17 protein-coding genes are annotated in these 21,489 nt (G+C 71.3%); 11 read left to right on the forward strand and 6 right to left on the reverse strand.

Annotated elements, in window-relative coordinates:
- The first annotated feature begins 246 nt into the window (after window positions 1–246).
- Window positions 247–909, forward strand: a complete 663-nt coding sequence (locus MB828_RS33380) for an RNA polymerase sigma factor (RefSeq protein WP_133025655.1) — start codon at window positions 247–249, stop codon at window positions 907–909.
- Window positions 909–1,964: a hypothetical protein gene (locus tag MB828_RS33385; RefSeq protein ID WP_301651449.1), complete on the forward strand. Its 1,056-nt coding sequence runs from the start codon at window positions 909–911 to the stop codon at window positions 1,962–1,964. The genes MB828_RS33380 and MB828_RS33385 overlap by 1 nt, the downstream gene beginning before the upstream one ends.
- A 210-nt stretch (window positions 1,965–2,174) precedes the next feature.
- Here MB828_RS33385 and MB828_RS33390 read toward each other — a convergent pair whose 3' ends face one another.
- Window positions 2,175–3,065, reverse strand: a complete 891-nt coding sequence (locus tag MB828_RS33390; protein WP_301651450.1) for a L,D-transpeptidase family protein — start codon at window positions 3,063–3,065, stop codon at window positions 2,175–2,177.
- A gap of 98 nt (window positions 3,066–3,163) precedes the next feature.
- Here MB828_RS33390 and MB828_RS33395 point away from each other — a divergent pair, with 98 nt between their 5' ends.
- Both MB828_RS33395 and leuE read left to right on the forward strand, forming a co-directional pair.
- Window positions 3,164–4,744, forward strand: coding sequence for an acyl-CoA mutase large subunit family protein (locus MB828_RS33395; RefSeq protein WP_301651451.1), 1,581 nt, complete (start codon window positions 3,164–3,166; stop codon window positions 4,742–4,744).
- Between the two features lie 45 nt (window positions 4,745–4,789).
- The gene (leuE, locus tag MB828_RS33400; RefSeq protein WP_301651452.1) at window positions 4,790–5,443 is read left to right on the forward strand and encodes a leucine efflux protein LeuE; all 654 of its coding nucleotides are present in this window, start codon (window positions 4,790–4,792) and stop codon (window positions 5,441–5,443) included.
- Window positions 5,444–5,468: 25 nt separating this feature from the next.
- Here the strand turns inward: leuE and MB828_RS33405 are convergent, their stop codons facing one another.
- Complete coding sequence (locus tag MB828_RS33405; RefSeq protein ID WP_301651453.1) at window positions 5,469–6,848, reverse strand: FAD-dependent monooxygenase; 1,380 nt, start codon at window positions 6,846–6,848, stop codon at window positions 5,469–5,471.
- A 71-nt stretch (window positions 6,849–6,919) separates the two neighbouring features.
- Here MB828_RS33405 and MB828_RS33410 point away from each other — a divergent pair, with 71 nt between their 5' ends.
- On the forward strand, window positions 6,920–7,570 hold the full coding sequence (locus MB828_RS33410; RefSeq protein WP_301651454.1) for a TetR/AcrR family transcriptional regulator C-terminal domain-containing protein: 651 nt from the start codon (window positions 6,920–6,922) through the stop codon (window positions 7,568–7,570).
- Between the two features lie 94 nt (window positions 7,571–7,664).
- Here MB828_RS33410 and MB828_RS33415 read toward each other — a convergent pair whose 3' ends face one another.
- Both MB828_RS33415 and MB828_RS33420 read right to left on the reverse strand, forming a co-directional pair.
- Window positions 7,665–8,576, reverse strand: a complete 912-nt coding sequence (locus MB828_RS33415; protein WP_301651455.1) for a class I SAM-dependent methyltransferase — start codon at window positions 8,574–8,576, stop codon at window positions 7,665–7,667.
- 206 nt (window positions 8,577–8,782) lie between these two features.
- Complete coding sequence (locus MB828_RS33420; protein WP_301651456.1) at window positions 8,783–9,892, reverse strand: acyltransferase family protein; 1,110 nt, start codon at window positions 9,890–9,892, stop codon at window positions 8,783–8,785.
- Between the two features lie 262 nt (window positions 9,893–10,154).
- Between MB828_RS33420 and MB828_RS33425 the strand changes: the two genes are divergently transcribed.
- Window positions 10,155–11,615, forward strand: a complete 1,461-nt coding sequence (locus MB828_RS33425; RefSeq protein ID WP_301651457.1) for a glycosyltransferase family 29 protein — start codon at window positions 10,155–10,157, stop codon at window positions 11,613–11,615.
- On the forward strand, window positions 11,612–13,930 hold the full coding sequence (locus MB828_RS33430) for a glycosyltransferase (RefSeq protein ID WP_301651458.1): 2,319 nt from the start codon (window positions 11,612–11,614) through the stop codon (window positions 13,928–13,930). Before MB828_RS33425 ends, MB828_RS33430 begins: the two co-directional genes overlap by 4 nt.
- A 200-nt stretch (window positions 13,931–14,130) precedes the next feature.
- Here MB828_RS33430 and MB828_RS33435 read toward each other — a convergent pair whose 3' ends face one another.
- Together MB828_RS33435 and MB828_RS33440 are read right to left on the reverse strand one after the other, a co-directional pair.
- Window positions 14,131–15,465: a polysialyltransferase family glycosyltransferase gene (locus MB828_RS33435; RefSeq protein WP_301651459.1), complete on the reverse strand. Its 1,335-nt coding sequence runs from the start codon at window positions 15,463–15,465 to the stop codon at window positions 14,131–14,133.
- Window positions 15,462–16,439 carry a glycosyltransferase family 2 protein gene (locus MB828_RS33440; RefSeq protein ID WP_046729787.1) on the reverse strand — a complete coding sequence of 326 codons (978 nt, stop codon included), beginning with the start codon at window positions 16,437–16,439 and terminating at the stop codon, window positions 15,462–15,464. The genes MB828_RS33435 and MB828_RS33440 overlap by 4 nt, the downstream gene beginning before the upstream one ends.
- 198 nt (window positions 16,440–16,637) lie before the next feature.
- Here MB828_RS33440 and MB828_RS33445 point away from each other — a divergent pair, with 198 nt between their 5' ends.
- Genes MB828_RS33445 through MB828_RS33460 form a run of 4 tightly spaced genes read left to right on the forward strand, consistent with a single transcriptional unit; the run spans window position 16,638 to window position 21,413 of the window.
- Window positions 16,638–17,963 carry a DUF6716 putative glycosyltransferase gene (locus MB828_RS33445; protein WP_133025643.1) on the forward strand — a complete coding sequence of 442 codons (1,326 nt, stop codon included), beginning with the start codon at window positions 16,638–16,640 and terminating at the stop codon, window positions 17,961–17,963.
- Between the two features lie 59 nt (window positions 17,964–18,022).
- Complete coding sequence (locus MB828_RS33450; protein ID WP_301651460.1) at window positions 18,023–19,273, forward strand: acylneuraminate cytidylyltransferase; 1,251 nt, start codon at window positions 18,023–18,025, stop codon at window positions 19,271–19,273.
- 15 nt (window positions 19,274–19,288) lie between these two features.
- Window positions 19,289–20,224 carry an N-acetylneuraminate synthase family protein gene (locus tag MB828_RS33455; RefSeq protein WP_133025641.1) on the forward strand — a complete coding sequence of 312 codons (936 nt, stop codon included), beginning with the start codon at window positions 19,289–19,291 and terminating at the stop codon, window positions 20,222–20,224.
- Window positions 20,225–20,270: 46 nt separating this feature from the next.
- Window positions 20,271–21,413: a hypothetical protein gene (locus tag MB828_RS33460; RefSeq protein ID WP_301651461.1), complete on the forward strand. Its 1,143-nt coding sequence runs from the start codon at window positions 20,271–20,273 to the stop codon at window positions 21,411–21,413.
- Window positions 21,414–21,489: the final 76 nt, after the last annotated feature.

A 21,489-nucleotide genomic window follows, 5' to 3' on the forward strand; every position in this document is an offset into this window, starting at 1 on the left:
ACTCTGTTCAGCGCCATGACTGCGTTTTCTGTCACACCCACGGCGTCACGAGTTAGTTGCATCTTGTACGGACGTGGACGACGAGCGGTTTCAGTGCGTAACGTGCAGTTCGCGCCGGGCCGCGGAGGACGCATGACCACCGCAACCATCCGCGTCCCGACCACCGCGACCATTAATTGAGGAACCACGACGGCCAGGACCACGACCGCGAGAGCGGCGCCGGTCCGGGCGCAAAGTAGGTATCGGGTGCTGGGGGACGACGCGGAGTTGACCGCCGCGGTGCGTGCTGCACAGGACGGGGACGAAACCGCGTTCCGTATCGTCTACCGCGCGGTGCAGCCCCGCCTGCTCGGATACGTCCGAACGCTGGTCGGTGACCCGGACGCCGAGGACGTCGCCTCCGAGGCCTGGCTCCAGATCGCCCGTGACCTCGACCGGTTCAGCGGCGACGCGGACCGCTTCCGCGGCTGGGCCGCCCGGATCGCCCGCAACCGTGCCCTCGACCACATACGGATGCGCGGCCGCCGCCCCGCGATCGGCGGCGACGAGACGGAACTGACCGGCCGGGCCGCCGAGTCCGACACCGCCGGCGAGGCCATCGAGGCACTCACCACCGACTCCGCCTTCTCCCTGATCGCGCGGCTGCCCCAGGACCAGGCCGAGGCGGTCGTACTCCGGGTGGTGATGGGCCTGGACGCCAAGACCGCCGCCGACACCCTCGGCAAACGTGCCGGTGCCGTCCGGACGGCGGCGCACCGGGGGCTGCGTAGACTCGCCGAACTCCTCGGCGCGGACCCCGAGGGGGCGGGCGTCCTCGACGCTCTTCCGCCGCAGCGAGAACCGAAAGATCGTGCGGTGACGTCCGCCAGTGTGACGCATACGCGTTCGCGGACGCAGAAGGACATGTGATGGCCGACGAGCAGTACAAGTGGCTGAACCGGACGACGGCGGAACGTCTGCTGCGCGGTGAGTCGCTCGAAGCCGTCGACGAATCCGCCCGTGACCAGGCAGAACGTCTCGCCGGGACGCTCGGTGCGCTCTCCGCGCGGTCCACGCGGGGCGGCGCCGAACTCCCCGGCGAGGAAGCGGCGCTGGCTGCGTTCCGCAAAGCGCGCGAATCCGCCGAGACCGAGCCGACCGCCGTGGCCGCGCGATCCGGCAGGACGAGGCAGGGCGGGGACGCCGGCCTCTTCCGCCTGGACGCCGGTTCCAGGTCGCCCCGGGTCCCGGGCTGGGCCCGGCCCGCGCGCCTCGGCCTCGCCGCCGCGCTGACCGCCGGCATGCTCGGCGGGGTCGCGGTGGCCGCCGGCACCGGGGTGCTGCCCACCCCGTTCCGCGACGACCGTCCCGGACCGGCCGCCTCCGTCTCCGCCGCCGGCACCACCCAGCGCCCGCAGGGTTCGCCCTCGCCCGAGTCCCTGCTCGGCGGCGAGAGCGACGCACCCCGGTCAGGCGAGCCGTCCACCGGTTCCGCACAGCCCTCGCCCGGGGCGTCCGGCAGGTCGAAGGAACGGGACACCGGTTCCGCGGGCGCCCCGAGGAACGGCTGGAGCGGTGCGCTCGCCTCCTGCCGCGCCGTGCGGAACGGCAGGTCCCTGGACGCCGACCGCAAACGTGCCCTGGAGCGGTTCGCGGGCGGTGCCGGGCGCGTCGACAAGTTCTGCACGACCGTCCTCGACACCGGGAAGAACGGCGGCAAGGGCGCGGCGGGCGACGGCAAGGGCGGCGCCGGCGGTCAGGGCGGCCAGGGCGATCAGGGCGGCCAAGGCGGCCAGAGCGGTCAGGGTGACGGCAACGGCCAGGGCGGTGCCGGTGACGGCCGGCCCGGCCGGGGCGGCGGTGCCGGCGGCGGGGGCAACGACCCCCGCCAGGACGGCGTGGCCACTCCCGCCCCGACGGCGTTCGCACCCCTGGCGCCGAACCGGCCCGTCAGCGTGCCCTCCCCGACGTACAGCGCTCTCTAGCCGCTGACCTGGGGTTTTGAAAGTCGCTGAACTTTTTTCCCGCAGGGTGTGACGTTTTCGGAGCAGGCGGCGCAGTACTGAGTGAGCCGACTGGTCATCGGCCGTCGCACAGAGCCGGGGTTCCCCCCGTACCTGCGGCTCGTGCATCGGCGCGGGCGGGACACGTTCCCCCGGTCCCGCCCGCGCCCCGAACACCTCCGGTCCCGCGCCTCACCAGTACACGACGACCTTGTCGCCGCTGCGCGCCTGCGCGAACAGCTCCGCGATCGCCGCCTCGTCCCGTACGTTCACGCACCCGTGCGAGCCGCCCGCGTACCCGCGGGCCGCGAAGTCGTACGAGTAGTGCACCGCCTGGCCGCCGCTGAAGAACAGCGCGTACGGCATCGGGGAGTGGTAGAGCGTCGAGACGTGGTGCCGGGACTTCCAGTAGACGTGGAACACGCCCTCCCGGGTCGGGGTGTACTGCGCCCCGAACCGCACCGACATCGTGGACACCGTCCGCCCGTCGATCATCCAGCGCAGCGTCCGGCTGGTCTTGCTGATGCACAGCACCCGTCCGGTCAGGCAGCGCGGATCCGGCGCGGCGGCCGGCTGACCGCCCATCAGGTACAGCTCCCACTTCCCCGGCGGGCGCGTCATCCCCACCAGCCGTCGCCAGGTCACCGCGTCGGTCTCACCCGTCCGGGGCAGCCCGCGCTTTCCCTGGAACCCCTTGACGGCCTCCGCCGTGAGGTCGTCGTACGTCCCGGTGGGACCGTCGTACAGCCAGCCGACCTGGCGCAGCCGGGCCTGGAGACCGCGGACGCCGGTGCCGGTGTCGCCGCGCGTGTACACGATGTGCGGCGGCACGGTCTCGACGGCGGACGGGGTGGGCGCGGCGGCCGGCGAGGTCGCCGGGGCCGGTGCGGTCCGGTCCGGTGCCGCCGTGCCGGCCGGCGTGCTGTGCGGAAGCTCGATGTGGACGGGCGAGTGCCCCTTGCCGTTGCCGTCCGGCGGCTGCACGGTGCATCCGCACAGGGCCGCCAGCCCGGCGAGTACGGCGGCCGAGGCGAGCGCGACGGCGGGCCGCCCGACGATCCCTGAGTACCCCGAGACCTTCATGCCGTGGATGCTTCCCCGCGTGACCGCCGCCGAACAAGGGGGCATGGTGGGAAGGGCCGGAGGCACCGGCCGGCCGGCGTACCGCGGAGGTCACCACCATGACCCGAGAGTCGGAGTCCGGACTGCCCGTCGAGCCCGTCTACGGCCCGGCGGACCTGGCGGGCTGGGACCCGGCCCGCCAACTCGGCGAACCGGGGTCGTACCCCTTCACCCGGGGCGTCCACCCGACGATGTACACCGGCCGGCCCTGGACGATGCGCCAGTACGCCGGTTTCGGTACGGCGGCCGAGTCCAACGCCCGCTACCGGCAGCTGATCGCCCACGGGACCACCGGGCTGTCCGTCGCCTTCGACCTGCCCACCCAGATGGGCCACGACTCCGACGCGCCCCTCGCGCACGGCGAGGTCGGCAAGGTGGGGGTGGCGGTCGACTCGGTCGAGGACATGCGGGTGCTGTTCGACCGGATCCCGCTGGACCGGGTGTCGACGTCGATGACGATCAACGCCCCCGCCGCCGTACTGCTCCTGCTGTACCAACTGGTCGCGGAGGAGCAGGGGGTGGCGGCGGCCGCGCTGACCGGGACCGTCCAGAACGACGTGCTGAAGGAGTACATCGCGCGCGGCACCTACATCTTCCCGCCCCAGCCGTCGCTGCGGCTGACCGCGGACCTCTTCCGGTACTGCGGGGCGGAGATCCCGCGGTGGAACACCATCTCCATCTCCGGCTACCACATGGCCGAGGCCGGCGCGTCCCCCGTGCAGGAGATCGCCTTCACGCTCGCCGACGGCATCGAGTACGTGCGCACGGCGATCGCGGCCGGCATGGACGTCGACGACTTCGCACCCCGCCTGTCCTTCTTCTTCGTGGCCCGGACGACCCTTCTGGAGGAGGTCGCCAAGTTCCGTGCGGCGCGCCGGATCTGGGCCCGGGTGATGCGGGAGGAGTTCGGCGCGCGCAACCCCAGGTCGCGGATGCTGCGCTTCCACACCCAGACGGCGGGCGTCCAGCTGACGGCCCAGCAGCCGGAGGTGAACCTGGTCCGGGTGGCGGTCCAGGCGCTGGCCGCGGTCCTGGGCGGCACCCAGTCCCTGCACACCAACGCCTTCGACGAGGCGATCGCCCTGCCCACCGACCGCAGCGCGCGGCTGGCCCTGCGCACCCAGCAGGTGCTGGCACACGAGACGGACGTGACCGCGACCGTGGACCCCTTCGCCGGTTCGTACGCCGTGGAGCGGATGACGGACGACGTCGAGGAGGCGGCCCTGGGGCTGATGCGGCGGGTCGAGGAACTGGGCGGTGCGGTGGCCGCGATCGAGCACGGCTTCCAGAAGGCCGAGATCGAGCGCAACGCCTACCGCATCGCCCAGGAGACGGACGCGGGTGACCGGGTGGTGGTCGGCGTCAACCGCTTCCACCTCGACGAGGAGGAACCGTACGAACCGCTCCGCGTGGACCCGGCCCTCGAGTCCCGCCAGGCGGACCGCCTGCGGAGGCTGCGCGCCGGACGCGACCGGACGGCCGTCACCGCCGCCCTGGACGCCCTGCGGCGGACCGCCGAGGGCGACGGCAACGTCCTCTACCCGATGAAGGAGGCGCTGCGCGCCCGGGCGACGGTCGGCGAGGTGTGCGACGCACTGCGTTCGGTGTGGGGCGTGCACGTCCCCGTCGACGCCTTCTGACCGGCGGCGGAGGCGTTGTCGTACCCCCGTGCGACACTGCTTCCCATGTTCGGTGTCATCGATCTCCCCACCTACCTGGCAGGACTTGTCCTGATCGTCCTGCTGCCCGGGCCCAACTCGCTGTACGTGCTGTCCGTCGCCGCCCGGCAGGGAGTACGGGCCGGTTACACGGCCGCCGCGGGGGTGTGGTGCGGGGACACCGTGCTGATGACGCTGTCGGCGGCCGGGGTGGCCTCACTGCTCCAGGCGAACGCCGTGCTGTTCGGGATCGTGAAGTACGCGGGCGCCGGTTACCTGACGTGGCTCGCGGTCGGCATGCTGCGGGCGGCCGGTCGGATGTGGCGGACCCGGAAGCTGCGCGTGGCGCCGGAAGCGGTGCCGGCCGCGGCGCCCGGGCCGGAGCGGCCGTACCGGCGGGCCCTGGTGATCAGCCTCTTCAACCCCAAGGCGATCCTGTTCTTCGTCGCCTTCTTCGTGCAGTTCGTGGATCCGGGGTACGCCTATCCGGCGCTGTCCTTCGTCGTCCTCGGCGTCTTCGCCCAGGTGGCCAGCTTCCTCTACCTCAGCGCCCTGATATTCAGCGGCACCAGGCTGGCCGACGCGTTCCGGCGGCGCAAGCGGCTGTCGGCGACGGCCACCTCGGCTGCCGGCGTGCTGTTCCTCGGCTTCGCGGTCAAGCTGACGCTGGCCAGCGCCTGAGCCGCACTCCGCGGCCCTCCTCGCCCTAGGCGGCGTCGAGGGCCCCGGTGCGCCGCGCGTACTCGCGCAGCCCGTCGGCCGTGTCGCCGGCCCAGCCGACGTAGCCGTCCGGACGGACCAGGAAGATGCCCGGGCCGTACGACTCCGGGGCCGGCCGGCCGCCGAAGCCCTCGACCGGTGCCGGGCTCAGCAGCGTCCAGTGCGGGCCCCGGAACACGTCGAACATCCGCACCCCGGCCGCGTCGCGCCCGTCGGGCGCGCGGTCGCCCGCCCGCACCGGCCCCGGGTCCTTCCGGGTCTCCTCCGACAGCGACGACTCCCGGTAGCCCAGCCCCAGCTGGACCGTAGCCTCCCCGCGCCGCACCTCACCCCGGTGGACGCCGGTCGTGAGGTCCAGCATCGCGGCGGCGTTCGCGCGGCGCTCCTCCTCGTAGGTGTCGAGGAGCGGGTCCGCGGCCCGGCCGGCCAGCACCGTGCCCAGCTTCCAGCCCAGGTTGTAGGCGTCCTGGATGCTGGTGTTCAGGCCCTGCCCGCCGGCCGGCGAGTGCACGTGGGCCGCGTCCCCGGCGAGCAGGACCCGGCCCACCCGGAACCGGTCGGCCAGCGCGGCCCGGGGCCGGAAGTCGGAGGCCCAGCGCAGCTCGGTGACGTCCGACGGGTCGAGATGGCTGTACGTCGAGACCAGCCGCCGTATCCCTGCCAGGGACAGTTCGGGCCGGGTGCCCTCCGGGAGTTTCGCGCCCAGCTGGAAGTCCTCGGTGCCGGCCAGCGGGCACAGCGCCACGCCGGTCCCGTCGTCGCCGGCGAAGGTGTGCCAGTGGTCCCGGTCCAGGCCCCGCACCCGCAGGTCGGCCACGAGGAACGGGCTCGGGTCCACCGGCTCGCCGGTCATCCCGACGCCGACCGCCCGCCGTACGGCCGACCGCCCGCCGTCGGCCGCCACCAGGTACCGGGCCCGGACGGCCGTGCCGTCGGCGAAGCGGGCGGTCACCCCGTCCGCGTCCTGCGCCACGTCCGTGACCGCGCGCCCGAACTCCACCCGGCCGCCCAGCTCCCGCAGCCGTGCGTACAGCACCTCCTGCGTCCGCCACTGCGCGACCATCAGCGGCTCGGTGTACGGCGCCCCCTCGTCCGCCGTCACCTCGTCGAACATCGGCTCCGTCGCGACCCGCTCACCGTTCTTCCAGAGCAGCCGGGGCGGGTAGAGCCCGCCGGCCGCGCGGATCGCGTCGCGCACCCCGAGGTCGTCGAAGACCTCCTGGGTGCGGGGCTGGATCCCCTTGCCACGGGAGCCCGGGAACAGCTTCTCGCCGGCCTCCACGACGAGCGCGTCCACCCCGCGCCGGGCGAGGTCGATGCCGAGGGCGAGTCCGGTCGGCCCCGCGCCCACGATCAGAACATCCATCGCATTTCTCCTTAACGATGTTAAGTGCCGTCGACGCCAAGGCTGCCCTTAACGCTGTTAAGCTGTCAAGTGTGAGTACGGAACGACGCGCGCCCCTCGACCGCAGGCGGGTCGCCGACACGGCCCTGCGCCTGCTGAACGAGGCCGGCCTGGACGGCCTGACCCTGCGGGCCATCGCCCGCGAACTGGACGTCAAGGCGCCGGCGCTCTACTGGCACTTCAAGGACAAGCAGGCGCTGCTCGACGAGATGGCGACCGAGATGTACCGCCGGATGGTCGCGGGCCGGGTGCTGGACCCCGCCGAGACCTGGCAGGACCGCCTGCGCACGGTGGGCCGGGGGCTGCGCACGGCACTGCTCGGCTACCGCGACGGCGCCAAGGTCTACAGCGGCTCACGTTTCACGGGCATCGACCACGCCCATGAGCAGGAGGCGAACCTGCGCGTCCTGACGGCGGCCGGCTTCACGCTGGCCCAGGCGGTGGCGGCGGGCCGCACGGTGCACGCCTACACGATCGGCTTCGTCACCGAGGAGCAGGGCGTGGAGCCCCTGCCGGGGGAGCGCCGGGAGGGCTACGACATGGCGGAACGCGCCCGCCTGCTGGCCGACTTCCCCCTCTCGGCAGCGGCGGGCGAGCAAATGTTCACCAACTACGACACCCACTTCGAGGAGGGGCTGGAGCTGGTGATCGCGGGTATCGGCCTTCGCTACAAAACCCCGTGAGGGGGGGCGCGCCCACAGGGGCGCGCGGAACTGCGCGACCAGCCACGACCAGACCCGCAGCCGCCCGGCGACAGAACACCCCACCCCCTCGGCGCTACTTCATCGCCTTCCGTATCGCCCGCGTCAGCACCGGCGGCAGCAGATCGACAGCCACCCGCCGCACCCGACTCCGCCGTCGCGCCACCGACGGCACCACCGGCACCACGGAGACCGGCGCCTCCACCGGAGGTACCGGCGCGTCCGCGTACCGCGACAACGGGAACTCCGGCGCGGCCATCCCCTTCGACTTCAGCCGGATGATCCGGTGCCCCGCCGCCTCCTGCGTGCTGAGGTGGCAGTCGGTCCGCCCCCGGACCATCTCGATCAGCTCCTCCTGCACCGGCCCGGGGTCACCCCACGTCCCGTACAGCTTCTGGGTGCTGATGCAGATCGGGCGCAGGTCCCCGTTGAGGACCGCCTCCCATGTGGCTATGGAGACGCCCGGCGTGTGCTCGGAGCGGAAGTCGTCGAGGACCACGATCCCGTCCGGCAGCAGCAGTTCGCGCGCCGCCGCTATGTCCCCGTGCACGTGCTCGTACAGGTGCGACGCGTCGACGTGCACGAACCGGCAGGAGCGGGGCGGGACTTCGTCCGGCACGACGGAGCTGGGTCCCTGGAGCACCCGGGGCAGTTCGTCGTGGAAGGCGAGGTAGTTCTCCTCGAACACGCGCCGGGTGAGCTTGCTGTACGACTTCGTGGACTCGGCGCGGTTCGCGTCGTCCGGCGCGTCGCCCTCGAAGAGGTCGCACACGGTGAACCCGTCGCCGGGCCGCAGATGCCGCCCGGTGAAGATCGCGCTCTTGCCCATGTAGACCCCGACCTCCAGGAGGTCGCCGCGCATGCCGGAGGTCTCCTGGCGGCTCAGGAACCAGTCGAAGAGCAGCTGGTCGAGCACCGGGAACCAGCCGGGGACGTCGTCGAGACGGCGGGGCAGTCGGGTCGGGGTCGTTTCCTGGGTGGTGGCCATACGGAGGAGGCACTCCCTCGATACGCGATCGGCAGCCTGTGGAAATCCTGCGCGACACCTGTGCGTCCGCGCGGTCTCCACCGTGCCTGCCCGCCGTACCGCTGCGAAACCAACGGAGAGATGAACGGCGGGCCAAGTTCACCCCACATTAACGAAAGGTGAATTCGAGCCGAATCACGGGTTCCCGGAATCGCGAGTTCCCCATGTCACGAGTTCTTCAACGCCCTCTTCAATTTCGGTCCGAACGGGGTTTCCACGAAGCGGTGGATCAGCCAGGCCAGTCCCAGCATCGTCAGCACAGTCAGCGCGAGGGTGGGCCACGGCGGCAGACCCCAGCCGCGGTGCAGCACCCGGATCGCGAACCATCCGAGGTGTTCGTGGACCAGGTAGAAGGGGTACGTCAGCGCCCCGGCCGTGGTCAGCCAGGGCCAGGCCGCCCACCGGGTCCAGCCGGCGGCCACCGCCGCCACCGCGGCGTACGCCAGGGTGACGACCAGCATCGTGACGTAGGGGTCGCGGGGAGCCCCGGCGTGCCACAACCCCTCGGTGGCGGTGCGCAGTCCGAGGATCCAGGAGAGCGCCACGATGCCCCAGGGCAGGGCCTGGCCGCCGAAGCGGTGGACCAGGTAGAGGGCCAGACCGCCGATGAAGTACGGGGCGTACGCGGGCATGACGACCAGCTCGGCCCAGGGGCCGCCGGCCGCGGTGGAGAGCACGGTGGCCAGCGTCCACACCGAGCAGAACAGCACCACCCTGCGGTAGGTGACCCCCGGCAGGACGACGGTCAGGGCGAACAGGGCGTAGAAGCGGACCTCGACCCACAGGGTCCAGCAGACGCCGAGGACGCGGGGCGCGCCCATGGGCTGCTGGAGCATCGTCAGGTTGACCAGGAACTCGTCGAGCCGGACCGCGTGGACGACGGCGGGCAGGACCAGGGACGCGCCGGTGACCAGCAGCAGGGCGACCCAGTAGGCGGGGTAGAGGCGGGCGGCGCGGGAGCGGAAGAAGTCGCCGAGCGAGCGGCCCCAACTGCTCATGCAGATCACGAAACCGCTGATGACGAAGAAGAACTCGACGCCCAGGCAGCCGTAGACGGCCGCCCGGGACAGGGTCGGGAAGACGTGGGCGGGGTTCTGGTGCCAGGACGCGGAGACGACTCCGCCGCGGCCGGCGTAGTGGTAGAGGCAGACCATCAGGGCGGCCAGCAGCCGCAGTCCGTCGAGGGCGAGAAGCCGGGGGCGGGGCCGTCCGGGTGGGGCCGGGGCGTGGGCGATCCGCGCAGGCGGGGGCGCCGTCGTGGGGGTGGCGAGAGACATGGTCCGAGACGCCTACCCGGGGCCGGGCGGTTAATCATCCGATCTGTTCACGCTGTCGCCGGGACGTGGGAAGCGCCATACCGTCACCTGGGCGAATCATAGGAATGCCGCGGTGAACCTCCTAACCATTCTCTTACCAGTCGGGATTCGTTAACCATATGGTCGTTTTGGCTTCCTAGTTTCTCCATCCATCCCCCCGGTGCGGGTCAACCCACCACACACAGCGATTACACAAGCTTTGCTTGGCAAAATCAGGAGAGCTATGACGAGGGTCCAGAACAGGCGGGCACCTGCGCGCGGAGGGGAGCTGGACGACTGCCTGCACGCCTGCGCCGTGCACAGCGGCAAAGTGGTCGGCAGCCTCGACCGGCGTCGCGCCGAACTCGCCGAGCAGCTGCGCAAGCTGCTCGTGGTCGTCGCCACGGAAGGGACCACCGCCCCCGCACCCGCCCCGGCCGGCGGTGCGACCGCCCTGCTGAAGCGGGCCGTGAAGGGCGCCACGTCCCCGTCCGGAGGCATCAGCAACGACCTGCTGGACGCTCTGCTCGCGGTCGCCAACAAGGCCCTGGAGTGCGGCTACAACGACGAGCTGAACCTCGCGCTGGTGATCAGCGACACCGTGCTCGCCCAGCGCAGGAACTCCCGCGCCGGCTGGCGGCTGCGCGCCCGCATCCTGGAGGCGCTCGGCGAGGAGAGCGAGGCCGTCGAGGCCTACGAGCGCTACCTCGAACTCACCGCCGACGACGGCTTCGGCGTCGCCAACCGCATCAGCGGACTGCGTCGCGCCGGTGAACGCGAGAACGAACTCCTGGCCCTCCTCACGCGCCAGGTGCCCACCGCCACCGAGCACACCGCCGCGCCCGCCACCGCCACCTGGGCCGAGGGCCTCGCCCTCCAGGCCGCCGGCGACTGGCAGGCCGCCGAACCCCGCCTGGTCGGCGCCCTGCTCGCGCTCACCGCGGACGAGGCCCCGGTCAACGACCGGCAGGAACTGCTCAGCCAGTACCTGGACCTGCGGCTCGCCGAGGGCCACGACGCCGGTCTCACCGAGGTCGTCGCGCTCTACGCCGAGCAGCGCCGCGTCCGGATGCGCGGGCCCGTCGCCGACCCGACCGTCGACGGCGTGCGGTGGCTCAGCCTCGGCGAGTTCCGCAACCAGATCGCCGGCAAATCCGTCTGCCTGATCGCCAACTCCGGCCGGGTGGGCGCCGGCGGCATCGGCAAGCAGATCGACGACTACGACCTGGTCGTGCGCTTCAACTCGTACAAGATCGACCCGAAGCACACCGGCGAGCGCACCGACATCCACGTCAGCATCCACAAGCACGCCTTCAACTGGGAGAAGCCGGTGACCACCCGGCTGGTCTTCGGCGGCGTCTCCGGCGACTGGAAGCACTCGCTGCGCAACAAGCTGGTGCCCGGCGCGCAGAAGTTCCTCGGCGACGAGTCGCTGCGCTGGCCGATGCGCAACATCGGGCAGATCAGCACCGAGACCTGGTCCGGCATCCCGACCTCCGGGTTCAACATGCTGTGGCTGCTGGACTTCCTGGACGTCAGCCCGACCCTGGACCTGATCGGCTTCGACTTCTACGAGAGCGGCGCGTACCGCGTGCAGGAGGCCATGAAGCTGGCCATCACCTCCGTGCACGAATACACCAGCGAGAAGGCATGGGTCATGCAGCGGGCCCAGAGCGTGACCGACATGAGGATCTCCCTGCGATGACCACCACCTTCACCCCGGCGGCCCCGAACACGGACGCGAGCGCCCTCACCAAGAAGCGCCGGATCGCCTTCGCGTCCTACGTGGACGAGAACTACCTGCCCGGCTTCCTGGTCCTGCTGCGCAGCCTCGCCCTGTCCAACCCGGGCGTCTGCGAGGACTTCGTCGTCCTCTACGACGACCTGCGCCCGGCCTCCATAGCGAAGATCCGCGCCCTGCACCCGCGCATCGTGCTGCGCCGCGTGAACGACACGCACTACGACTCGTACGTCAAGGGCGACCAGGACAACTACCTGGTCCGCAAGGCGTACTTCATCCTCGACATCTTCCGGCTGCGCGACTACGACACCGTGATCACCCTGGACACCGACATGGTGGTCCTCGGCGGTCTCGGCGAGCTCCTGGAGCTCCGCGAGGGTCTCGCGGCCGTCCCGCAGTTCTTCTACGGGCAGCACAAGCTGAACTCCGGTCTCCTGGTGATCCAGAAGGAGTACCTGTCCGACGAGTTCTGCGCGAAGATCGACAAGACCGGCCGCAGCGGCGAGTACGAGCTGGACAAGCACGACCAGGGCATCCTGAACGCCGTCCTGGACGGCGACTTCGTCCGCCTCGACGCCAGGTACAACTTCGTCAAGCGGCGGCTCTCCGGTGACCTCCCGGTCCCCGAGGACACGAAGATCCTGCACTTCACCGGGCGGCACAAGCCCTGGCAGGGCGGCGAGGCCGGCTACGCGCAGGCCGAGGAGCGCTGGCGCGAGTTCGAGCTGACCGACGCCGAGTTCCACGCGGCCTACTTCGCCTCCTCCGGCGGCCTCCACCACGACCTCGTCGTCCACTTCGGCACCCCGCACGTCAAGCGCACCGGGGACGTCGAGATCGCCCGCAAGGTGGCCGCCGCGCACATCGGGGCCGGCGACTACCAGGACGCCGTCGACACCATGAGCAGCGTCCGCGTCCCGCTGGACGAGGCCTGGCCGCACGAGGTGCTCGGCCACGCCCTGATGAGCGTCTCCCGCTACGAGGAGGCCAAGACCCAGCTGTTGCTCGCCACCGCCGCCCCCAACCGGGCCGCCACCGCCTTCGCGCGGCTCGCCCAGATCGCGTGGGTGCACGGCGACAACACCGAGGCCCTCAGGTACGCCACCGCCGGCCTCACCGTCGACCCCACGCACCGCTCCAGCCGCCTGTGGGCGCAGCGCGCGGCCGCCGTCCCCTCCCAGGAGCAGGGCAGCGCCGAGGACCAGCTGGCGCACGTCGCCTTCTACATGGACCGGCAGGGCAACGCCGGCGACAAGCTGCTCCCGGAGACCGTCCGGCTCGGCTTCGGCCCGGACACCACCTCCCGGCGCTGGCACTCCGTGCACGCCCACCGGTACTTCGACAGGGCCGCCGTGGAGCGGGTCAACGCCCGCCGGGGCCTGGTCATCGGCGGCGGCGGGCTGTTCATCCCGGACACCATGCCCAACGGCAACAGCGCCTGGCAGTGGAACGTCCCGGACGAGCACCTGCGCGCCATCGACGTCCCGATCATGGTCTACGCGGTCGGCTTCAACGCCTTCGACGGCCAGTCCTACCGGGCCCAGCGGTTCAACGAGAGCCTGCGGCTGCTGGTGGAGAAGTCGTCCTTCTTCGGCCTGCGCAACCACGGCTCCATCGCCAAGGTGCGCGGCATGCTCCCGCCCGAGCTCCAGGACAAGGTCGTCTTCCAGCCTTGTCCGACCACCGTCATGCGGCAGCTGGTGGCCGGCTGGACCGACCCGGCGTACCGCGAGGACACGGTCATGCTCAACGCGGCCTACGACCGCGCGGGGCTGCGCTTCGGCCACGACTACGGGCACTTCCTCGCGGAGATGGCCAAGGCGGTCCGCAAGATCGGCGAGCACACCGAGGTCAAGTGCGTCGCGCACTCCCTCGACGACGAGAAGATCGCCTTCGACCTGCGCCGCGAGCACGGCATCTCGCTGCCGGTGATCCCGATGTACGACTTCTCCAACGACGAGATCCGCGAGACGTACGCCAAGACCCGCCTGGTCATCGGCATGCGCGGACACGCCGGCATGATCCCGTTCGGGGTCGGCACGCCGATCGTCTCGCTCATCTCGCACCCGAAGATGGCGTACTTCCTGAACGACATCGAGCGGCCCGAGTGGGGCGTCTCCGTCCACGAGCGCGACCTCGGCGAGATCCTCGCCGAGCGCGCGATCGGCATCCTCGACCACCACAGCCGCACCGTCGCCGACGTGCACGACCGGCAGGAACAGCTGTGGAAGGTGACCGAGGAGAACCGCGCCACGATCAGGAAGATCCTGGGCAGGTGACGTAGAAGGGGCGGGCCCGGTGATCCGGACCCGCCCCTGGCGGCCCAAAGGGGCGCGGGACCGTGCTGGACATGCGGCTCCGCCGCGTGGGCGCGACCAGCCGCTGACCGGCGGCGCAGCCGCCGCTCAGGGGCGCGGGGAACTGCGCGACCAGCCCCCGCGGCGCCGCAGACGACACGACACGGCGCTCCGGAGGAAGGCTACCGGCGCACGACCCTGCGCAGATTACGTGCCTTACGGGCCATCCGCCGCACCGTCGCGTTGCGCGGCAGGAACGCCAACTGCGCCGGCACCCCGCCAGGCAGCCCCAGCGAGGTCAGCCGCTTGCGCTTGAAGTAACGGATGGTGCGGTCGTTCAGATGCCTGCTCAGGTAGCGCTCGGTCCCGGCACGCAGCTGCGGGTAGATCTTCGGCTGCATCGCGAAGCCCACCGCGCGGATCAGCTCGCCGAGCGCCTCGACGCTCATGCCGGAACGCTGCTCCTCGACCGCCTTGCGGTCGGAGAGCTCGGGCACCAGCGCGTCGACGACGGTGACCGGGACCCGGTTGCTGTTCTCGTACGGCGTGAGCTTGTCGAGGAGCGTGTCGGTGCCGACCCGGGCGGTCGGCAGGCCGTACAGCGCGGACGCGGTGAGCAGCGCGGTGGAGAAACAGCCGACGACCAGAGCCGGGCGCATCCTCTGGTAGAGGACCTCGGCGAGGACCGTGGTGTCCAGGACCGTGAGCTCCACCCCGAGCCTCTCGGCCTCCTGCTCCAGGGTCCGGGCGAACCGGGCCGGGGCGGAGGGGTGCGGCTTGAAGACCACCTTGGTGTGGCCGAGTTCGACCGCGCCCTTCAACATCCGCACGTGCAGGTTCTCCTCCTGCGCGGGGGTGAGGATGTCGAGCGCGGAGAGGTACTGGCCCAGCAGCAGGGCCGGTTCCTCGATGCCGGGCAGTTCGTCACCGCTGGGCGCGAGTTCGGCCAGCACCTTGGTGAAGGCCGCGGTGGGCACGACCTCACCGTCGACGCCGAACTCGGTGAGCAGCAGCGGCTTCAGACCCGGCACCAGGTCCAGGTGCAGGACCCGGTCCACCCGGGTGCCGACCAGCGGGTCGATCTTGTTGCGGGTCGGGCCGTAGCTCATCAGGCCGTCGGCGTAGACCGTGACCGGGGCGCCGGTGAAGATCTGGGTGAGGCTGAGCGAGGGGTTCACCTGGATCGACTCGACGGCGAACTCCACGTCGTCGTCGCCCAGTTGCCACTCGTGGCGCAGGAAGCGCTCCCAGAGCGGGAAGTCCTCCACGCGCGGCGCCCAGCCGCCCGGGTGGAACGGGAAGATCGTCTCGTTGTACGAGATCACGTCGTCGAAGCGGTCGCGCAGCCGCTCGAAGCCGGGCGCCTCGTCCAGGCCCGGGGTGGTCTCGGGGGTCGCCGCGTTGTTGCAGACCAGCAGGATGCGCCGGTCGGCCGGGCGGAAGGCGCCGGAGTCCAGGGCGGCCGCGAGGGTGGCGGTGCCGTAGAGGGTGGACGCCTGGAAGATCTGGGTGGTCACGCGGCGGCTCCCGCGGTGGCGGGACGGCGGCGCAGCCGGCGCAGCTTGGTGGCGCGCTGGAGGTCCATCGAGTCCAGGGCCTCGTCCAGCACGTCCTGCGGCATGCGCCGCAGTGCGGCCGCACTCATGGATTTCAGCTTCTTCGCCACCGCGGGCTCGAACCTTTCGATGGATCCCAGGTGATGGGAAATGATGGCGCAATACGTACGGACGGCCTTCGGCAGAAGTTCCTTCGCGTCGGCGTCCTGTGCGGTTTCCTCGATCACCTGGTCGAACGCGCGAATGAAATCGAGCTGACGGACGTCACCGATCTGTGTGAGTGACGAGGCTACGCCACGCCGGTAGAAGACGCCGAGCAGGTTCACCGCCGCGAAGGACTCGGCCTCCCGGTGCAGTTTCCAGATCCACGGCCGGTCCTCGGCCGTCCGCAGCCCGTCCGTGAAATGCACGAGTCCCTTGTCCACCAGACGACGGTGGTAGACACCCGCCCACGCGTAGGCGTAGTCGACGGAGGTGGACCGGTCGGCGGGCAGGATGGCGTCCCGCGGGTTCATCACGACGTTCCGCCGGCCGACCGGCACCCGGGTCACGAGCCGGGCCCGCGCGGTGCACTGGACATGGTCGGTACGGACGAAGTCGCAGCCCAGCGACTCGATCGCGGCCACCAGGTCCGGGTAGTAGCCCGGTGCGAGCCAGTCGTCCCCGTCCAGGAAGGTCACGTACTCGCCGCGCGCCCTGTCGATGCCGGTGTTCCGCGCGGTGGCCAGACCTCCGTTCTGTTCGTGTCTGACATGGACCGCGCCTGGCAGCTCGCGCTCTGCTCGCGCGAGAATCTCTGGCGTCCCGTCGGTCGAGCAGTCGTCGACGAGAATGAATTCGAAGTCCTCACGCGCGTTCGCACGCAGGCTCCTCAGGGTGTCGGGCGCGTATTGCTGCACGTTGTAGAACGGCACGATGACGGAGAGCTTGACCACGTGAGGGACGTTAGAGGAGACCCCGTCGTGCGTCTTGACTCCCGCCTTGATACGAGGTGAACGACATGTGGCGAGGTCGTGAACCGAGCCTTTTTGACGGCTGATCCCGGGCTGATTCGCCATTCGGCGATGTGTTGTTAACCCTTTGTTGGATTCGGGTTCGGGAGATCCTCGGAATGGCTTCCTAGCGTCTTCGGTGTGCCAGTAAGTGCAACGAAGACCCTGCGGGTGGCCGTCCTGGCGGATTCCGACACTCGGTGGAAGTGGGGCGCGCTCACCGCGAAGCGCCTCATCCCCGACGAGAGCGACGACTCGGACGTCCGGCTCGACGGCTACCTCCTGCGGGGCCGTGCCACCCCCACCGCCCGCCAGCTCCAGGAGGTCGGCGTCCACGCGGACTCCCTCCGCGAGGTGACGTCCGTCGAGTTCCTGAGAGAGATGGAGCAGCAGTCGTACGACATCCTCGTCCTCTCCCTCGTGGGCGGCGGTGTGCAGGCCATGCTGCACGGGCTGCGGGCCGCCTGGGCCGGCCGTGAGAAGCGGCCCGTGGTCGTCACCGGCTATGTCGGCGTCGTCTACGAGAAGCTCGCCGACGGCCTGCTGCTGCGGCACGGCGCGGACCTGGTCCTCGCCAACTCCCGCCAGGACGCGGAGCGTTTCCGGGCCGTCTACGACGGGGTCGGCGCCGACTCCACCGCGGTGACCGAGGTCGCGCTGCCGTTCCTCGGCGGAGCGCCCTACGAGGGCGAACACAAGCCCTACACCGTGGTGTTCGCGGCCCAGCCGTCCGTCCCGGACAGCCGCAGGGACCGCACCTACCTGCTCGACCGGCTGATCCAGCACGCCCGCCGGCACCCCGAGCGGGAAGTGCTGCTGAAGCTGCGCTCCAAGCCCGGTGAGCACACCACCCACATCGAGGAACTGCCGTACCAGAAGCTGGTCCAGGGCAAGGACGTGCCCGCCAACTTCCGGCTGGTGTACGGGCACATGGGCGAGGTGCTCGACCACACCGACCTGCTGGTCACGGTCAGCTCGACGGCCGCCCTCGAAGCCCTGCACCGGCGGATCCCGACCGTGCTCCTCACCGACCTCGGCATCCGCGAGACGCTCGGCAACCACCACTTCGTGGGCTCCGGCTGCCTCGCCTCCTGGGACCAGCTCGACGCCGGCCACCGCCCGGCGCCCGACGCCGAGTGGGTCGCCCGGCAGGGCGTGGCCGCCGGGGGCGCCTCCTACGAGCGGGCCTTCGACGCCGGCCGTGAGCGCATCGCGAAGCTGCTCGCCCGGCACGGCGGGCTGCCGCCCCTGAACCCGTACTACACACCCGAGACCGCGCCCGGCTACCTGCCCGGCATCCTGGCCCGCCACCACCTCGGCCCCGACGGTGTCCCGCTGCCCGGCGCACCCGCCGCCGACAAGGCGCCGGGACCCGTCCGCCAGATCGTGCGCCGGGCCGCCCGCGGCGCCTACCGCCACGGCGTCCAGCGGGTGGCCCCCGTGATCCGACGAATGGGAGAGCTGTGAGCGACCGGATCCCGAACCAGGCGTCGCCGGCGCCTGACGGACTTGAAGGAACAGAGCCGATGTCCCACCCCGCAGGACCCGCACTGCCGCGTGTCCTCGCCGTGATCCCCGCCCGCGGCGGCTCCAAGGGCGTGCCCGCGAAGAACCTCGCCCCGGTCGGCGGCATCCCGCTGGTCGCCCGCGCGGTTCGCGAGTGCGTCGCCTCCCGCCTGGTGACCGACGTGGTCGTCTCCACCGACGACCAGGCGATCGCCGCCGCCGCCCGCTCCGCCGGCGCCGAGGTGGTGCTGCGCCCCGCCGCCATCGCCGGTGACACCGCCACCTCCGAGGCCGCCGTCCTGCACGCCATGGACGCCCACGAGGCGCTGCACGGCGCCCCCGTCGACGTGGTCCTGCTCGTGCAGTGCACCAGCCCCTTCATTGTCCGCGAGGACATCGACGGGGTGGCCGGCGCGGTCGTCGAGAACGGCGCCGACACGGCCCTGACGGTCGCCCCGTTCCACGGCTTCGTCTGGCGCGACGAGGTGCACGCCCCGGTGCCGGCGGGTGCCGGCGAGGCCGCGGCCAGCGGCGGCTTCGGCGTCAACCACGACAAGTCGTTCCGGCCGCGCCGCCAGGACCGCCCCCAGGACTTCCTGGAGACCGGCGCCGCCTACGCGATGCGCGCCGACGGCTTCCGCGAGCACCAGCACCGCTTCTTCGGCCACACCGAGCTGGTGCGGACCGACCCCGCGCGCGTGCTGGAGATCGACGACCATCACGAGCTCGCCCGCGCCCGCGCCCTGGCCCCGCTCTTCGACGCGGACCGCCCCGGCGCGCTGCCGACCGCCGACGACGTGGACGCGGTCGTACTGGACTTCGACGGCACCCAGACCGACGACCGGGTGCTGATCGACGCCGACGGAAAGGAGTTCGTCTCCGTGCACCGCGGCGACGGACTGGGCATCGCCGCCCTGCGCAGGAGCGGGCTGAAGATGCTGATCCTCTCCACGGAGCAGAACCCGGTCGTCGCCGCCCGGGCCCGGAAACTGCGGATCCCGGTCCTGCACGGCGTCGACCGCAAGGACCTCGCACTCAAGCAGTGGTGCGAGGAGCAGGGCATCGCTCCCGAGCGCGTGCTCTACGTCGGAAACGACGTCAATGACCTCCCGTGCTTCGCCGTAGCCGGCTGGCCCGTGGCGGTCGCGAGCGCCCACGACGTCGTACGCGGCGCCGCACGCGCGGTCACCAGCCTCCCCGGCGGTGACGGCGCGATCCGAGAGATCGCCAGCTGGATCCTCGGCCCCTCTCTCGATTCCCTCCCGAAGTAAGGACACCCCACAGTCATGAGCAACTCCCGTCTGCGCCAGTTCGGTTCCCGTGAGGTCGGCCCCGGCAAGCCCGTCTACATCTGCGGCGAGATCGGCATCAACCACAACGGTGAGCTGGAGAACGCCTTCAAGCTGATCGACGTGGCCGCCGAGGCCGGCTGTGACGCCGTCAAGTTCCAGAAGCGCACCCCGGAGATCTGCACCCCGCGCGACCAGTGGGACATCGAGCGCGACACCCCCTGGGGCCGCATGACCTACATCGACTACCGCCACCGCGTGGAGTTCGGTGAGGACGAGTACCGCCAGATCGACGCGTACTGCCGGACCAGGGGCATCGACTGGTTCGCCTCCCCGTGGGACACCGAGGCCGTCGCCTTCCTGGAGAAGTTCGACGTCCCGGCCCACAAGGTCGCCTCCGCGTCCCTCACCGACGACGAGCTCCTGAAGGCCCTGCGCGCCACCGGCCGCTCCGTCATCCTCTCCACCGGCATGTCCACCCCGAAGCAGATCCGCCACGCGGTCGAGGTCCTGGGCAGCGACAACATCCTCATGTGCCACGCCACCTCCACCTACCCGGCGAAGGCCGACGAGCTCAACCTCCGCGTGATCAACACGCTGGAGAAGGAGTACCCGAACGTGCCGATCGGCTACTCCGGCCACGAGACCGGCCTGCAGACCACCCTCGCCGCCGTCGCCCTCGGCGCCACCTTCGTCGAGCGCCACATCACCCTCGACCGCGCCATGTGGGGCTCCGACCAGGCCGCCTCCGTGGAGCCGCAGGGCCTCACGCGCCTGGTCCGCGACATCCGCATCATCTCCGAGTCCCTCGGTGACGGCGTCAAGAAGGTCTACGACTCCGAGCTCGGCCCGATGAAGAAGCTGCGCCGCGTCCCCGGTGTCGTCGCCGAGGCGGAGATCGCCGCGGCCGCCGGCGAGCCGGTCCAGGTCTGAGCCGAGTCTGATTGATGTGTTACGACGACGGGACGGTCGTACGTCGATGAGCCCCCGCGCCGGGAAGCCCGGCCCCCACACCCTCGCGTTCGTCGAGAGTCCGGTGCAGCTGCTGAACGTGCTGGAGTGGGCGCATGTCCACGCCCTGCGCGGGTCGGCGGAGCCGCTGCCGACCGTACCCGGCCAGGTACGGCGCTCGGTGTCGGGCATATCTGCACCCGGCGCGGAACTCACGATCGTCGTCCTGTCCCCGACGGACCCCATGACCCGGGGCCAGCTGCGCCGGATGGCGGACCTGGCCCGGGACGAGGGCTACCGGGTCCGCTGGGAGGAGGCACGCGGCGGCACCACCGCCCCGTTCCAGACGATCGGCGGCCTGGCGGGCTCGCTCCGCCGGGCCGACCGCATCGTGATGGGGGACCCGTTCTCCCGCTACGTACAACTCCTCCTGACGATCACCCGCGCCCGCGATCTGGTCGTGGTCGACGACGGCACCGCGACGATGGAGTTCGTCGCCCAGCTGGCCCGCGGCGAACGCCTGGTCCGCTGGCACCGCAAGGGCGGCAGGCCCGGCGCCCGGGACCTCCTCTTCGCACCGGTCTCCTCCTCCGCCCGCCGCCGCCTCACCCCCAGCGACCGCCGCCGCGTCGAGGTCTTCTCCTCCATGCCGATGACGGACACACCGCAGGGCGTGACGGTCACCTCGAACGACTTCAGCTGGACCCGGGCCCGCTTCGGTCCGCCGCGCATCACCAAGGGCGCCGACATGGTCGGTACGTCCCTGGTGGAGACCGGCGTGGTCGACGGCGAACGGTACCTGGAGGCCGTCCAGACCCTCGCCAAGGCCCACGGCGCCACCCGCTACTTCGCGCACCGCCGCGAGAGCACGGACAAACTCCACCGCCTCGCCGCCGAGACGGGCCTGGAGATAGTCCGCCCGGACCTGCCGCTGGAGCTGATCGCCCGCCGGGGCCCCATCGGCCGTACGATCCTGAGCTTCCCCTCGACGGTCGTGCACACCCTCCCCCTCGCCCTGGCCGGCACCGGCGTCCGCGTCGCCGTCTGCGACATCGACCCGACCTGGCTGACGGCGAACGCCTCCCCCCGAGCCCAGGGCTTCCTCTCGGGCGTGACGGGCACGGCGAAGGACGTCCACCGGCTGGCGACGGTGGCCACCACACCGGCGTGACGGGCGCCGCCTCAGCGGCGCGCCCCGTCGGCTCTGAGACCGGCAACGAAGCGACGAAGGACCCGACCGAAAAGCC

It is taken from the genome of Streptomyces arenae, assembly GCF_022343545.1.
GTDB classification, from domain to species: domain Bacteria; phylum Actinomycetota; class Actinomycetes; order Streptomycetales; family Streptomycetaceae; genus Streptomyces; species Streptomyces humi.